At 33.2% G+C, this 15,545-nt stretch carries 14 protein-coding genes, 1 tRNA gene and 1 pseudogene; 6 read left to right on the top strand and 10 right to left on the bottom strand.

The features are described 5' to 3' along the window. Window positions 1–255: 255 nt before the first annotated feature. A complete protein-coding gene (locus tag BVG17_RS01435; protein ID WP_063630511.1) occupies window positions 256–1,185 on the bottom strand; it encodes an AEC family transporter in 930 nt (309 codons plus the stop codon). 221 nt (window positions 1,186–1,406) lie between these two features. Beyond that, window positions 1,407–1,952, bottom strand: a complete 546-nt coding sequence (locus BVG17_RS01440; protein WP_063630509.1) for a GNAT family N-acetyltransferase — start codon at window positions 1,950–1,952, stop codon at window positions 1,407–1,409. Window positions 1,953–1,968: 16 nt separating this feature from the next. Between BVG17_RS01440 and BVG17_RS01445 the strand changes: the two genes are divergently transcribed. Beyond that, window positions 1,969–3,042 (top strand): multidrug effflux MFS transporter, encoded by a 1,074-nt coding sequence (locus BVG17_RS01445; protein WP_143688831.1) that lies wholly within the window; start codon window positions 1,969–1,971, stop codon window positions 3,040–3,042. 526 nt (window positions 3,043–3,568) lie between these two features. Here the strand turns inward: BVG17_RS01445 and BVG17_RS01450 are convergent. Continuing rightward, window positions 3,569–4,397 (bottom strand): annotated as a pseudogene (locus BVG17_RS01450) (Mur ligase domain-containing protein); the annotation flags it as partial. Between the two features lie 26 nt (window positions 4,398–4,423). Between BVG17_RS01450 and BVG17_RS01455 the strand changes: the two are divergent. Continuing rightward, window positions 4,424–5,092: a septal ring lytic transglycosylase RlpA family protein gene (locus BVG17_RS01455; protein WP_063630505.1), complete on the top strand. Its 669-nt coding sequence runs from the start codon at window positions 4,424–4,426 to the stop codon at window positions 5,090–5,092. Between the two features lie 224 nt (window positions 5,093–5,316). Here BVG17_RS01455 and BVG17_RS01460 read toward each other — a convergent pair whose 3' ends face one another. Further along, window positions 5,317–5,967 (bottom strand): hypothetical protein, encoded by a 651-nt coding sequence (locus BVG17_RS01460; RefSeq protein ID WP_063630504.1) that lies wholly within the window; start codon window positions 5,965–5,967, stop codon window positions 5,317–5,319. A gap of 161 nt (window positions 5,968–6,128) precedes the next feature. Here BVG17_RS01460 and ubiH point away from each other — a divergent pair, with 161 nt between their 5' ends. Continuing rightward, entirely contained in the window at window positions 6,129–7,286 is a 1,158-nt protein-coding gene (ubiH, locus tag BVG17_RS01465; protein WP_063630502.1) for a 2-octaprenyl-6-methoxyphenyl hydroxylase, read from the top strand. 312 nt (window positions 7,287–7,598) lie between these two features. Here the strand turns inward: ubiH and BVG17_RS01470 are convergent, their stop codons facing one another. Then, complete coding sequence (locus BVG17_RS01470) at window positions 7,599–8,528, bottom strand: gamma-glutamyl-gamma-aminobutyrate hydrolase family protein (protein WP_063630501.1); 930 nt, start codon at window positions 8,526–8,528, stop codon at window positions 7,599–7,601. 60 nt (window positions 8,529–8,588) lie between these two features. Continuing rightward, window positions 8,589–8,661, bottom strand: a tRNA-Phe gene (locus BVG17_RS01475). Window positions 8,662–8,735: 74 nt separating this feature from the next. Between BVG17_RS01475 and coaD the strand changes: the two genes are divergently transcribed. Both coaD and BVG17_RS01485 read left to right on the top strand, forming a co-directional pair. Beyond that, the gene (gene coaD / locus BVG17_RS01480) at window positions 8,736–9,242 is read left to right on the top strand and encodes a pantetheine-phosphate adenylyltransferase (protein ID WP_063630499.1); all 507 of its coding nucleotides are present in this window, start codon (window positions 8,736–8,738) and stop codon (window positions 9,240–9,242) included. A 71-nt stretch (window positions 9,243–9,313) separates the two neighbouring features. Continuing rightward, window positions 9,314–9,523: a zinc-finger domain-containing protein gene (locus BVG17_RS01485; protein ID WP_006013766.1), complete on the top strand. Its 210-nt coding sequence runs from the start codon at window positions 9,314–9,316 to the stop codon at window positions 9,521–9,523. Between the two features lie 14 nt (window positions 9,524–9,537). Here the strand turns inward: BVG17_RS01485 and BVG17_RS01490 are convergent, their stop codons facing one another. From BVG17_RS01490 to BVG17_RS01500, 3 genes are all read right to left on the bottom strand, one after another. Further along, a complete protein-coding gene (locus BVG17_RS01490; RefSeq protein ID WP_063630497.1) occupies window positions 9,538–10,164 on the bottom strand; it encodes a phosphatidate cytidylyltransferase in 627 nt (208 codons plus the stop codon). Continuing rightward, window positions 10,154–10,849 carry a polyprenyl diphosphate synthase gene (gene uppS, locus BVG17_RS01495; protein ID WP_063630495.1) on the bottom strand — a complete coding sequence of 232 codons (696 nt, stop codon included), beginning with the start codon at window positions 10,847–10,849 and terminating at the stop codon, window positions 10,154–10,156. Before uppS ends, BVG17_RS01490 begins: the two co-directional genes overlap by 11 nt. A 235-nt stretch (window positions 10,850–11,084) precedes the next feature. After that, window positions 11,085–12,623: a hypothetical protein gene (locus tag BVG17_RS01500; protein WP_241654119.1), complete on the bottom strand. Its 1,539-nt coding sequence runs from the start codon at window positions 12,621–12,623 to the stop codon at window positions 11,085–11,087. Window positions 12,624–12,778: 155 nt separating this feature from the next. Between BVG17_RS01500 and odhB the strand changes: the two genes are divergently transcribed. Continuing rightward, window positions 12,779–13,951, top strand: a complete 1,173-nt coding sequence (gene odhB / locus BVG17_RS01505; protein ID WP_063630493.1) for a 2-oxoglutarate dehydrogenase complex dihydrolipoyllysine-residue succinyltransferase — start codon at window positions 12,779–12,781, stop codon at window positions 13,949–13,951. Window positions 13,952–14,241: 290 nt separating this feature from the next. On the opposite strand, the gene ltrA is transcribed toward odhB, so the two are convergent. After that, complete coding sequence (gene ltrA / locus BVG17_RS01510; protein ID WP_143688811.1) at window positions 14,242–15,513, bottom strand: group II intron reverse transcriptase/maturase; 1,272 nt, start codon at window positions 15,511–15,513, stop codon at window positions 14,242–14,244. Window positions 15,514–15,545 lie beyond the last annotated feature (32 nt).

Consider the following 15,545-nt stretch of genomic DNA (forward strand, 5'->3'; position numbering starts at 1 on the left):
CATATAGAAAAAGGCAAGTTACATTTATTTGTTGCTGCTCATAGAACATCCAAATTCAACTATAGACCTGCTAAAAGATGTAGGAAATCTTAGTGCTATTGACATTATTGCGAAAATTCCATCAATTGATAACTTCCTATTCTGTATGAAAAAATAAGAAAAGAGAGGAAAAAAGGATTAGTTTCTTTTATGATTATCCAAGAAGTCTAGTATAAATTCAAGTTTTGTGAATAGGCCTAGCGCTTAAATTTTTGATCAAAAAGGGACAAGTTTAGTAAAAAATAATGATATTATAAGTGGAACATAAAATAGTCCCACTGCAGTACTAATTAGGAGCAATAAAGTAGCTTTATCTGGTTGGTAATTTAAAATATTAGCAAGTATTATACTGGACCCAGAAATCGGAATAATAGCCAGTAACATCAGTGCTTTATAGATGCTTTCATCGTATATACCTGTAACATGCTTGTCTAGCAAGACAATTCCCAAAACAAATAACGGCCAGAATATGTACTTTGCTACAATAGTGGTCAAGGCAAGCTTCCAATCTACTTTAAAATTTGTAATTTGTGCAATACTTACTCCAAGCAGCACCATTCCTAATGTGATAAATGTACTTCTGATATTTATCATAACATCCGTCAAAAAAGTGGGTATTTGTATATCATATATACTTAAAAAGAAACCTAGAATCATCGCATATAATGAAGGAAGTTTGAGTAACTTTAATACGCATTCTTTTGCAGTATAGATACCATTTGCAGCTATATAAAATCCCAAGCTATTTTCAAATAGTGCCATTCCTATGTAACAGACAACATACACAGACACTGAATCTTCATCAAATAAAGCCATGGCAATCGGTAGACCAAAATAACCCATGCTTGTGCTGCCCGAGCTAAACGCTAATATGTTTCTCGTGTTGTCCTTAAATAAAAAAGAAGAAAGATAATACACTGATAAGGACATAGTACTACCTATAAACCATATCAAAATCGGCAGAGAAATTACTTTTAAATTAACTTCTGTATGAGATACTCCGTATAAAATCACTATTGGATTAGCTATATAAAAGAGTATTTGGGATATAGTGTTTCTATCAATTTTAAGGTATTTTCCTGCTAAATAACCAATAAGTATTGTAATGTAAATAGGTAATATTTTTAGAAAAAGAGTAAAGAACATACTAGCCTATTGTGATACCTTTGACTGATAAAGTGATATTAGATTTTAAGGTATTGTAAAAGTAAATAAAATTTATTTTCCAATTGATTAAACTCATAGTTAGTAAAAAAAGATTCACTGAGTGCCAAAATTTGAGGACCTAAGAATAATATTTTTATGATAAAATTATGTTAAATTTGTATAAAGCCTCTTGTATGTTTTTGTAAACCACTTGTAATAATTTAATCAGAAATTCTTGCCTTAATCATTAAAATCGCACTATTACTTTCCATAATTTTTTTGAATCCAACTTTTTCGTAAACACGGATTGCACGAACATTTGCTGTATCTGGGTCAACAAAAGCATTTTCAGAAACTTTAAAGACAAATTCGTTTAAAAATATATTCAAAGCTTGTGGACCAATGCCTTTGCCCACATAATCCAGCTCTCCGATATACCAGTCTATAGCAGCACAGCTTTCTGGAAGCTCAGAAGTATCGTAGCCCTGCTCAGGTGGAAAATCATGTTTGTTATAGTATTGAATATAACCAATATCAACTCCATCACAATTAATAATGAATGCGTGCATTGGTTTTTCAATAATTTGTGTCTTAGATTTCAAACGTTTGAATCCTTTAACGTAGTTGCTATATTTTTTCTCAATTAACTCTGGTGTCCAATTTATATCCGCATCCCACCAATTCTTTATATGGGGTGCTTCTAGCCATCTTAATAATAGTGAAAAATGTTCTTCTTTCAACGCTTTAAATGTGATATTTTTATTCATTAATTAAAGATTTAAAGTGTTACTACCGTTCCTATTAATCCTATCTCTAATTGCTAAGTTCATTGAAATTGATATTTCTGTACCTAGTTTTCCTGATATAGTACGCTATTTTAACGTATCAGAAGGAACAATTCAATTAACTATTGCTTATAATTTCCTAGGCTTTTGCATAGGAGGGTTATTTTTTGGTCCATTGTCTGAATGTTATGGCAGAAGAAGGATTATGATCATAGGTAACACTTTGTTATTAATCGGCGCTGTTGGTTGTGTTTTTGCACCGTCGGTTTTTTCTCTTTTAATTTTTCGTTTTATTCAAGGTATTGGTGCAAGCACATCTGTAGTTGTGTTTGCAATCGTTGCAGACAGTTATCAGGGTGACAAAGCAATAAAATTTATTGGAATCATGAATTCTGTTCTAACAGTTGTCATGGCAATTGCGCCAGTGTTAGGCAGTTTCATCAATGAAATTGTAGGGTGGCGTGGTAATTATGCAACTGTTGCAATACTTTGTTTAATCTCTTCGATTTTACTGCTTTTTCTGTTACCAGAAACAAAAAAGGACCGCGATATTTTCAGTTTGAAAAAAATGATGAAAGATTACAGAAAATTATTATCGAGTTCAAAATTTATGGTTCTGTCTTTGCAGCAGAGCCTCTTCTCTGCTGCTTATATGTCATTCATTACTTGCGGACCTTTTTTGTATATGGAAACTTTTGGCTTATCCAGTACTATTTATGCACTACATCAAGGTGCAATAGTTGGGTCCTTCTCACTAATTAGCCTATTTTCCATTAAGATCCTCAAAAAATTTGGAGCCGTATGGTGTGTAATTTCTGGTACGAGCGTGGGTGCTATCGTATCTCTATTGTTTGTAATACTCAGTGTAATTATGCCCCATTCTTTCTACTTAGTAACACTATCTATGATTATTTTTTCTATTGGTTGTGCAATATGCCAGCCAGTGGTTTTTAACGCATCAATAAACGTTTTTCCTGAAATTAAAGGTACGGCTTCTTCTGCACTCTCGTTCATTAGAGCTTTTGTTATGGCTATTTTTATCGGCTTAACAAGCTACGTTTACAATGGTTAAGTAATCAGTGCAGCTATTCTTGTTTTTTTTGCAGTAGTTCTAATTTACTGTCTATTTATTGTTTTCAAGATCTGGAAAAATCTATAATCACCATATAGATCCTTCTCATTTCTAGTTATTGCGGTAATATGTATTGTAACTTTGCCGGCTGCTCTAGATGTATCTCTTCCAAATCACTAATCTATATTAGTTAAAGAGTATTATCTTGCTCATGCGCCTAAAGTTTGAGAGCCAATTTTCAGCAATCCAATCAAATTCCAATTTTTTTCAAACAACTGTTTCTTGCTATTTTTGTACCTTAAAAAATTTAGCTTACTTTTACGCTAGCTTGTTCAAATAGCATTAGTACGATTTACTTTTTTTGAATGTAGAGATTTTCTAGGGATTGTCCTCTTAAATTCTGTAGTATCTTGTTTAACATTGAAACGAGAATCCAGTTTCAAGCATTGAGGTGATGAAGAAAGGGCTGCTTTTATTCCACCCCTCTCAACTACTCGAGTAGTGGACAATGGAATACGATTACTTTCGTTTATACTAATCAGCACGTCAAATTCTATGCTATTATTGTGTTGTTTGATGTTGCTAGCTCTAATTTTACCATTTCCAAACCAAAACTTTATAGAATTACTCGCATCATGATTGATGTCTGCAGAATCAGGTAAAATAGCAAAATTCGCGTTGTTTACAAATCTAGAAAACGCATTTTTGATGTCGTTAAATGTACCGTAATGGTCTATATGGTCGTCATTAATACTTGTTACAACAGCAATATCTGAAGGAATTTTTAACATAGTTCCATCAGACTCATCAGCCTCAATTAAGAAAATGTCACTTTTGCCAAGTTTTGCATTACTCTGATAGGAATTTAATATTCCTCCAACAATTACAGTGGCGTCAGCACCAGAATGATCAAAAATGGAAGCAATCATAGCTGTCGTCGTCGTCTTGCCACTTGAACCTGAAACTGCTATCACATATTTACCTTTCATAATTTTAACCAGCATGTCTGACCTATGCAAAACGGTTTTATTGTTATTTCTTGCTGCAACTAGCTCCACATTATCAGGTTTTATTGCGGAAGAATGTACAACTATTTGAGCTTGTCTAATACTACTTGCATCGTGACCAATATAGACCTCTATACCTAATTTTTGTAACCTATCTATATTGTCGTTTGATCGCGTATCACTGCCTTGAACTTTATAACTGGAATTATGAAGAATTTCAGCAATTGCGCTCATTCCAATTCCACCTATACCGATTATATGTATTACTTCTTTTTTAGTGCTGTGCATATTTGGCAGTAGACGTTTACTTATTACTAAATTTATTATAGTATAATTTAAAATCCTCATGGTATCGAACCATTTCACTAAGTACAATGATAAAAAAACTAGCCTTTCTATGTCTAATATTCGTTTTGATGAGTAGTTGTAGTTTTAGCAATAGGTGTAATCACACCGCAGGTCATTATAAAATTGGCAATAGCTATACAATAAATGGTATCACCTACCACCCAAAATACTGTAGCTGTTATGAGGAAGTAGGAATAGCATCGTGGTATGGAATAGAAGATCATGGCACAATTACAGCTAACGGTGAAGTGTTCAATCGTCACTTGATTTCTGCAGCACATAAGACCTTGCCCCTACCCTGCTTTGTTCGTGTTACTAATTTAGAAAATGGAAGAAAGCTTGTTATAAGAGTTAATGATAGAGGACCGTTTGTTGAAGGTAGAATAATAGACTTGTCAGAAAAAGCAGCACAAGTTTTAGGACTTCATAAGTCTGGGCTTGCGAAGGTAAAAGTCGAGTACTTAAGACAGAGGTCAGAACAATTGATACAAAATACTCCTCATTACAAAAGGCAATATGAAAAAGAAATGCAGAAACGTCACCCAAAACAAAACAGTACAGAAAGCAAGGGATACATAGCATTTTTTGTAAACGCTCAGGCAGCTAAATCAGCTGCATCAAAGCTTCGTAATCAAGGAATAAAAAATGTTAGATTGCTTTTCAAGAATGATCAATACTGCGTAAAAGTAAGTTAAAACCTGCAGTACAGATTGTGTAGTATGCCAGAAACTATTTGACAAACGAGAATGTTCAAAAAAGCATGTGTGTCAAGTTAAGAAACTATCGTGAAATATATCAATATTTAAGATTGGTATTTTATTTGTTACATTTCAGTAGTGATAGCTACCTCACCTATAGCTGTAAAAAACAATCTACCACTTAAGAAATTTCATTTAAAAAATAGCATAATCTTATTTCTCTAAAAAATACTATCTTCAACTTGAATATGTTGAAAAATATTTTGCGTATTATCCAAAAAGTCATCCTTTATAGCAGCTAGCTCGGATTTTTTTTGAGATAGATTATCTTCTATTGTTCTATTAAAACAATCAAGATCATTGCACTTTAGTTGAGAGCGCATGTCTCCATTTTCATATAAACCTCGTATAACGTCATGATATGCTCGAGTTTCATCAGTTTCTGGTTGTTGCTTTTCTTTGAGTATTGCCTTTAATTTTGAATCTATGTCTAATTCTCTTTTTATAGCTTCAGTAGCATTTTCATAATACTTTTTATAATCCTCAAAACTCTTTAATATTTTGCCTTTTAACGCTTCTTGCGAATCTTTGCCTTTTAACGTTTCTTGCAAATCTCTAGCATGAGGTTTTTCAATTTTTTCCTTCCACTCATCATACGTATATTCTTGTCGACTACCATATTTTGTATCTTGACACTCACTTCCTATGTTAAACAGCTCTTTGTTACAGATTTTATCACCCTGATAAAAGTAATCGCTTATATTAATTTTATCGCTAGTTAAAGTTTGTCTAATTGCTGCTTTATTTTCTGCAAGTTCTTCTCTGTACCTAGAAATGCAATTTGACAATTCTTTTTTGCAACCTATAGTCATAAGCTGTTTTCCTTAATAAAAGAAAACCTATTTTAGCATGAAATAATTAATACTTTATTACTAATCTGAGGTATACTAAGGTAGTAATAAGAAGTCCAGCATCTACGAAGTTTGTTTAAACTATCCTCAAAACGGATAAAATATAATTTTAGGTAAATAAAATGAGTTACGATGTAATCATTTCAGGTGGTGGGCTAATTGGTCTTATTACTGCTATTGGTCTTAGTAATGATTCTGTATCTGTAGCCGTCATTGAAAAAAATAGTCTACCATGCACAGTCAATGATAATCGAGCATTCGCTATTTCTCAAGGATCAAAAAAAATACTAGAAAAATTAGGGATTTGGCGCCTCTTAGAAGGCGAAGCTGAACCAATACTTGATATATGCATATTAGATGGAAATAGCCCATTTACTATGCATTATGATCATAAAATGGTTGGTGAAGAGCCAATGGGTTATGTAATCAAGAGCGCTATTATATGGAATGCAATCAACAACAATTTTTTGCATAAACTCAATATATATTCTCCACGTTCCTATAAAACAATCTCTTGTGACGAAGGATACATGGAAGCTACTCTTGATAATGATCAAAAATTGATATCATCACTATTTATCTGTGCTGAAGGTAAAAACTCTAAGTTGCCAGAGTTGTTTTCTATACCAATGATAAAATTTGATTATAAACAAAATAGCATGGTATTTAATGTAAAACATGAACTATATCACCAAAACTTAGCTGTAGAGCGGTTTTTTCCTGGTGGTCCATTTGCAATTTTGCCAATGAAAGGTGGCTATACTTCTTCAATAGTTTGGACAGAAAAATGCGAAATTTCAAAAATGCTGATGAGCTTATCCGAAGAGGAATTTGTCATAGAACTCAAAAAAAGATTTGGTTCTTATTTGGGAGAAATTGAATTAGAGGGTGAAAGAAGACTTTATCCTTTGAGTTTTTCTTTCGCGAGGAAGCTGCATAAAAGCAGAATTTTGCTGATTGGCGATGCAGCACATTCGATCCACCCGGTTGCAGGTCAAGGACTTAACCTTGGAATGAGAGATGTAGAGAGTGTTATTAGACAAATAACTGCTGCAAAATCTTCTGGCATTGATGTTGGCAGTAATTATCTATTGAAGAAAATTTCACGTGATAGATACTTTGATAATTTTACTATGGCACTTGCAACTGATGGACTAAATAGAATATTTTCCAACAGAATACTTTGCGTTAAAGTTCTGAGCAATCTTGGTTTAATGGTAGTTGAAAATTCAGATTTTCTTAAAAAAAGCTTCGTTCGACATGCTATGGGGTTTATATAAACCACTGTTGTATAACAATGTTCGTACAGTTATGTGTGTTCCACCAAAAGTGTCATACCAGTACTTCCTCTCTTGTTATTCAAGTAGACTTTTCTTATCATCCCAGTGTCTAGATACTGGGATCCAGAAGACTTAACTTTAAATAAATCTGGATTCCAGCGTCATGCGCTGGAATGACACCCATTTCTTTCCAGTAGTTCTTCTCTTGTTATTCAATTAGCTGACACTGGTTCCTTTATGATGGTGTCAGCTACTTGGATGACAAGAAAAAAGGCACTAGCATGACATTAAATGATTTTACTTATTTTAGCATTAAATGCGATGAAGAAAATCATTTATAATCGCTATAGTAACTAGTGTTGAAACCTGACGTGCCTTTTGGCTTGACAGACGAGAGTTTTTATCTGATTTGACAACAAGGGCTTCTAGATGACTTTGAAAGTAAATATTACCATGCTTATCTTCGATAGCTTCTATTACCCCGTCATTGGCAAATGCTGCAATTTTATATCCAAGTAGCTCTAGCCTTCTTCTATTCTCTGTAGTATTATTTACTTTACCTGAATGAGCATTCGGAAAATAAGTTGAAAACCAGCCATTTTGATTAGGTAGTAAAAATCTAGCTACCACTTTTTCCAAACGACTACCTGGAACAATTTTTATCTGCTGAAGAGGTATATTCTCTTTTTGTGCTGATTTTAAATGATTCTTCTCATCATTAACAACATTTGTTACTTCAATTTCTTTTGCATACATAATGTCTTGTAAACCACCGCATATGGCAAGCAAATGAATTGTAGGATTGTCATCTACTATTTTTACAATTGCTTCATTCACAATCTGGCGGTAAGGGTTAAGAGCTGAATGAAAGTTATCTGAAATAAATATTCTATTTATCTTTTGCTCTTTGATAAATTTTGCAACTTCAACTTTTATTCGATCTAGTATCAGCTTTTTTGCCAATATTTCATCTTGTTTTGCGAACTCTTCTTGGATTTCTTTTAGATTAATTATTTTGTCGTAGTCAATGAATATAGTTTTAACCCCAAAATTATTGAATATCTCATAAATATTTTGAGATTCATCTGTTTGCAATAAACCAACAATTATATTATAACTTACTGCATTTTCCGCTGTCAAAGCAGATAATTCTTTGTTTACTTTTTCACTATAAGCGATATTACTTAATAGTAGAAATGTAATTAATAGTATATTAAATATTCTATTGTAACATTTATACATTATTTCCTAAATAATTATATTAATACTATAATATACTATAGAACATTAAGAAAAAGAATGTGGCCTGAGCAGGAATCGAACCAGCGACACAAGGATTTTCAGTCCTTTGCTCTACCAACTGAGCTATCAGGCCAACTACGTACTTTCATTTTTAGACAAAAAACGTTATCATGTCCATCAAAAGTTTTTGAAGTATAGAAACAAAGAATGAACATTAATAACAAAATAGGAATTTATCCTGGTACATTTGATCCTATAACTTTGGGGCACCTTGACATAATAAAAAGAGCATGTAAGCTAGTCGATAAGTTAGTAATTGGTGTTGCAGAAAATGTTAACAAACATACTAGTTTCAACATAAATCTACGCACAAGCATGGCTGAAAATGAAGTGAAAGGACTAGGAATTGACGCAGATGTCATATCTTTCAATGGATTATTAATGAATTTTGCCAAAGAGCAAAATGCTTCTGTTATTATCAGGGGGCTCAGAGCAGTATCAGATTTTGATTATGAATTTCAAATGAGCTGGGTAAACTATAAACTCCTTCCTGAAATCGAAACTATATTTCTTCCTGCATCTGAAGATACTCAATTTATCTCATCAGTTTTTGTGAAAGAAATAGCGAGATTAGGAGGAGATGTTAGCAATTTTGTATCAAAAAGTGTCCAAAGCGAATTGATTAATCTAAATAGGGTAAAAAATGGAGAATAAATATTTGTTGTTTTCTCCACTTCAAAGCGGTTATGCTCGATGTACAAAATACTATAAAATAAAGGAGCAGTATGTCAGAAGTGAGGGATAATAATCTAATAGTTTGCTGCCGTGGTGATGAGAATGATGATGGTTCTGGTCATCCAGTAGTATATTTACATAAAGAAGGAGAAATGTATTGTCCTTATTGCAGTAAGCCCATGAGTGAAATAGTGAACTCCGAAGAATTTCAATTTGTTGAGGTGAAAGCAGTGAATAAAAAGGAAAGGACCAAAGGTTAATAGCACTTCATTCTTTAGCTTATGTAAATAGCAATAAAGGGGGCAGTAAAGATGAAACTGTCCATACGGTCAAGTACTCCTCCATGGCCTGGTATAATACCTCCACTATCTTTAACATTGTAAACTCTTTTGATGAGTGACTCAGTGAAATCTCCAAGTTGGGCTAGAATAGCAACTATCAAACCAATTATTGGAGAATAAAAAATTGGAAATAAACTCAAAAATATTGAGCCAAAAATTGCACACACTATTCCAGCTAAGACTGCACCAAAAAGTCCTAACCAAGTTTTCCCAGGGCTAATGATTGGACAAATTCTAGTTTTACCAAAATTTTTGCCGAAAAAATAGGCAGCAATATCGATGCTCCAAATAGTTAAGATAAGCCATACTAATGCATATTTTCCCTGTGGTAGATTATATAGGCATATTAGCGAGGCATTTGGTAGTGCGATTAATAGTAATGCGAAAATGTATAAGATTCTATTGCCCTGAGTTAGATTATACCATTCAAAAGAAGATAAAACTGCAATTGAAAAAATTAGTAGATAAAATGATAAATCACTGAAATATGTAGCAAAAGAAAATATGAGTAATATTACTATTGAGGACAATATTCTAACCATAAAGTTATTATCTACCATATTTTTTTTCTCTTTTTGTATAATCTTCTAGTGCTTTGGTCAAATCTTGACAAGAAAAATCGGGCCACAAAGTATCACAAAAATACAATTCAGCATAAGCTGCTTGCCATAATAAAAAATTGCTTAACCTTTTTTCGCCACCAGTGCGAATTAATAAATCCAATTTTGGCAAATCTTTAGTATACAGAAATTTTTCAAATTCCTCTTCCAATACGCAATCAATATTTCCTTTTATGACGTTGTTGATAGCATGTATAATTTCCTGCTTTGCTCCATAACTAACTGCAACAGTGAGTAATAGACCATCGTTCTTATGTGTCACTTCTTCTGCTTTTTTAATTTGATCGAATATTTTACTGGGCAATAGACTTAAATTGCCAATAAAATTTAACTTAATGTTACAATTGTAAATGAATTTCATTTTATCTTCATTAGTTAAAGTGGAGTAAAATAAATTAAATAGGTAGTCTGTTTCGTTTTCAGATCTGAGCCAATTTTCCATGGAAAATGCATACAAAGTTAAGTAAGGTATGGCCAGGACTGTGCAATGCTTAGCAATATCAAATGCAACCTCACTGCCTTTTCTATAGCCATCAATTTTTACCCTTCCTTGATTGTTTGCCCACCTACCATTACCATCCATAATAATTGCTAGATGTTTTGGCAGAGATTCTAGATTCAACATTTGAATTCAACCTGTTCTAATTAGCTTAATGTCTATATCTCTGTATGAAACGTTCACTATATCCACCTAAAACTATATTATTACTGAAAAATCATTGATAGTCTATATTACAAAAATTTTCTCAACCTCGGTGTCAGCTGCCAGTGATTTTACCAAGAAAATATAGTAAAAATAGTCTGATATAGATGGTTTTACGATATAGTGAAATTATTATAAACAAATGAATTTAGTGGTGTTAGGAATACCTGGCTCTTTTATTTGGATTTATATTCTCAATAACCTGCTCTAAAGATAAATTATATAATTTTGACACAGGTTCTTCGCATTCAGTATATCTTTTAAATGTAGGGAGTGGTATAAGTGACTCTATATTTATGTCCAGCTCTTGGGGAACATATTTAATTATATCTTCGTAAATACGTTCCTTGTTGTTCAAGTAATCGATATTAATATCTGTAATTTTACCAGCTTTACGCAGGAGTATAGCAAGCCTCAAAGTCGACTTTACGCTAGGTTTAAAATTTTTAAATATATTGACAAATACCTTACCAGTAACATTATCTGTTATTGCTTTTAGCTCTTTAGTGGTAACAGAATTGATGCCCTTAACAACATCTTGATCCTCTAGTACTTTTATAATATCTTGAGAACTAAACTTATTAAATATGAGTTCTAATTTCTCAGGAGCAATTGAATTGATGCAATCAACAATTTTTTGATCTTTTAGTGTTTTTATAATATTTTTAAAACTAAAATTCCCATTATTAAATATGAGTTCTAATTTCTTAAGAGCAATCGAATCGATGCAATCAACAATTTTCTGATTTTCTAGTAATTCTATTGTATCTACACAGTTAAGCTTATCACTATAAAATATGAGTCGAAATTTTTCAATGTTAAAAGAAATGATATTCTCAACAACCTCCTGATTTTTTAGTAGTATTATAATATCGCTAAGAAGAAACTTATCATTACAAAGTATGAATTGAAGTTTTTCATAATCAATAAAATTGATGTGCTTAACAAGCTCTTGATTTTCTAGCAACCTTATAACCTTGTGACTGCTACTAGCATACTTGCTACTATTAAACTTATCACTATTATGAATGAGTTCAAATTTTTCATAATCAATAAAATAGAGGTATTCAACAACTCTTTGATTTCCTAATAACTCTATAATATTTTCACCACTAAACTTATCACTCTTGAGTATAAGTTGAAGCTTTTTATCATCAAGAGAGTTAATTCGATCAATAGAACTCGAATCTTTTAGTAATTCTGTAACATTTTGCTCACTAAGCTTACCATCACTCTCAACTATCATCCATTGAATAAAACGGATATTCCTAATAGCATTTTGATTTTCTAGTGGTATTCCCACATCTGCATCGTTGCAAAACTGAACATCATCAACATGTTTTTCATTAATTCCTTTATTTCCTAGTGCTTCTTTAGCGAAGCTATTCGGATCATTTTTTTCATCTTCCTCGTAATCAGAATTATCATAATATCCATAATCTTTTTCATTCTCCTCACTATCACTACTTTCGAATTCATTGTTGATATTGCAAACCTCCCCACCTTTTAGTATTTCTAGAATCTTTTCCCTCGAAGGTGCATCTTTTAGCATGGACCTAAACATTTCATCATCGTAATTGTTGATGTTATCAACAGTTTCTTTATTTGATAGTAATTCTCTGTTGTAAGCCTTACATATTAGTTGAAGTTTTTCATTATCTAAATCTTCTGAGTTGCCTGCTTTATCAAAATCCATAATCTTATTTCAATTTACTTAGTATTTTAATTTTAAATAAATATATAAAAAGAAATAATCAAGCATTATGACAAAAGGCCTAATGAATTTATTAGTTTATTACATGTCTCTTTTCATGTATAAATTTATAGAAAGTTTTATATAGAAGTTATTTTATGAGCAAAATTATAGAAATAAGAGCGCCAAAAACTCTTGGTGGTGAATCAGTTACGGAAGGTATAATAAAAATAAAGAAAAATATTGGCGAAGCAGTAAAAGTAGATGACTTGATCTTTGAAATTGAGACTGACAAAACAGCACTCGAATTAACTGCAGAAGCTTCAGGACAAATAACCGAATTTTTTGTGAAAGAAGATGATGTAATTAGCCCTGATCAGTTACTGGCAAAACTTGCTGTAGGAGAAATAAAAGAAGAAATGAAAGAAGAAAATAAGGGCGAAAGCGCTGCTAAAAAAGACGCCCCTTCAGCTCGTAAAATTATGGAAGAGAATGCAATCAGTGCAGAAAGTGTAAAAGGAACTGGCATGGGAGGCAGAGTAACCAAAGCAGATGTGATAGACCATATGAGTAAGGCTGAACAACCTGCGGTAAAACAATATGAATCGCCAAAAAGCGTAGCAAGTGGAGAGAGAAGAGAAGAACGAGTGAAAATGAGCAAAATAAGGCAAGTCATTGCTGCTCGTTTGAAAGCATCGCAAAATACTGCTGCAATACTGACCACGTTCAATGAAATTGACATGAAAAACGTCATGGATCTGAGGGCAAAGTATAAAGAAACTTTTGAAAAGAAATATGGAATAAAACTGGGTTTCATGTCGTTTTTTATAAAGGCAGCAGTGCAAGCACTAAAAGAAATTCGTGAGATTAACGCTGAAATTTCAGGTGATGAAATCATATATAAAAATTACTATGACATAGGTGTTGCTGTTGGCACTGATAAAGTTCTTGTTGTACCGGTTATTCGCAATGCTGATCAAATGTCATTTGCTGAAATTGAACTAACTTTAGTTGCCCTTGGCAAAAAAGCACGAGAAGGTAAGCTGCAAGTATCGGAAATGGAAGGTGCAACATTTACTATCTCAAACGGTGGTGTATACGGTTCACTTCTTTCTACTCCAATAATCAACCCTCCCCAATCTGGAATACTTGGCATGCACTCAATACAAAATAGACCAGTTGCTGTAGGTAGCTCAATTGAAATCAGACCAATGATGTACATTGCTCTCTCTTACGACCACAGAATAGTTGACGGTAAAGGGGCAGTTACTTTCCTTGTGAAAATCAAAAATTACATAGAAGATCCAAATAGATTGATTTTAGAAATTTAAGCAGGTTAAAAGCGACAAGAAGTTTTCAAGATGGGTGTTACAGCTGTACAAACATTTGCAAAGGTAACTTATACAAAAAATGATCAGTGCTTACTGTACGGACATTGTGATCTATGCCTAAAAAATTCGACTAGCCCCTTTGGTGTTATCTAAAGTAGCTGACACTGGAATTCCAGCTTCTATAACCCCAGTTGCGGATTAGAAGTTAGTGAAAAAGCCAGGAAAATAGGGGGAGAGTAGACCAGTGGAACTTCCCCTACCAGTCTCTCGCAGAACTGTACATAAACCTCTCAGCTTATACAGCTCCCATTATTTAGCCTTTTTGACCCTAAACCTAGTGTCCAATGATAGAAAATATTTGGAGACCTATCTCTCACCTTTCCTAGAAATTGTCTTGCTAGTCTTCCGTGACTCCTGAGTCTCTTATATTTCCTTTTGACCCACTTTTCTAGATGCCGCTCTACATTCTTTAGAGATTTGTAGACCTCAGTTCTGTAAAATTTGCCATAGTACTGATACCAGCCTCTGACTATTGGATTTACTTTTCCTGATATCTCCTCTAATGTTATATGCGTATTTCGTAGCATTTTCCATGATCTTATGGTTGTAGTAATCTTTTTCTTGGCCTTGTTGCTAATTGCTGGGAGAAATGAAACAAAATGCTTCCCTATTTTATTTCTTGCTAACCTGGGTCTGAATGTGTAACCCAGAAAATCAAAACTTTGTTTAGGAAATTCATCTCTCCTATTGTCATCCTTACAGTACACTATCTGTGTCTTTTTAGGATGTAATTTCAACCTATACTCAGCCAATCTCTCTTCGATCATTACTTTCACAAATCCTGTCTGTTTCTCTGTTCTGCAGTGCACTATCGCATCGTCCACATATCTCTCAAATGGTACCGTCGGATAGTTCTTTTTCATCCATATATCAAACACATGATGCATGAATATATTAGAGATGATTGGGCTAACTGAACCTCCTTGCGGAACTCCTTTATCCCTAACTACTTTACTGCCATCTGCAAGTTGTATAGGGGATTTCATCCACCTTTCAACATATAGTATGACCCATTTGCAGTCTGTGTGTTTCTTGATAGCTTGCAAAACTAATTCGTGATCCAGATTGTCGAAGAACCCTGATATATCAAGGTCTACCACCCAATCGTACTTCCAGCATCTCTTACGCGCTGTATCTACCGCATCCAATGCTGATTTATTCGATCTATAACCATATGAATCCTCATGGAATTTTGGCTCCACTAACGGTTCGAGATACATTGTTGCTGCTGTTTGCGCTATCCTATCTGATACTGAAGGAACACATAAAATTCTTTGTCCTCCTCCCATATCTTTCGGTATTGCTACAGCTTTTACAGGCTCTGGAAAATAACTTCCGGATGACATACGATTCCATAGTTTGTATAGATTATCTTTTAGATTTTCCTCAAACTTTGTTATCGAAACCCCATCTACACCAGCAGCACCTCTATTTTTCGATACTTGTTTATAAGCTCTCCAAATAAGTTTCTTTGGTATATCACAAGACTTTGTTTTATTCATTAACTCCTCCCTTTCGGTTGATAAATAACTAA

The sequence above is a fragment of the Wolbachia endosymbiont of Laodelphax striatellus genome (assembly GCF_007115015.1).
GTDB lineage: Bacteria > Pseudomonadota > Alphaproteobacteria > Rickettsiales > Anaplasmataceae > Wolbachia.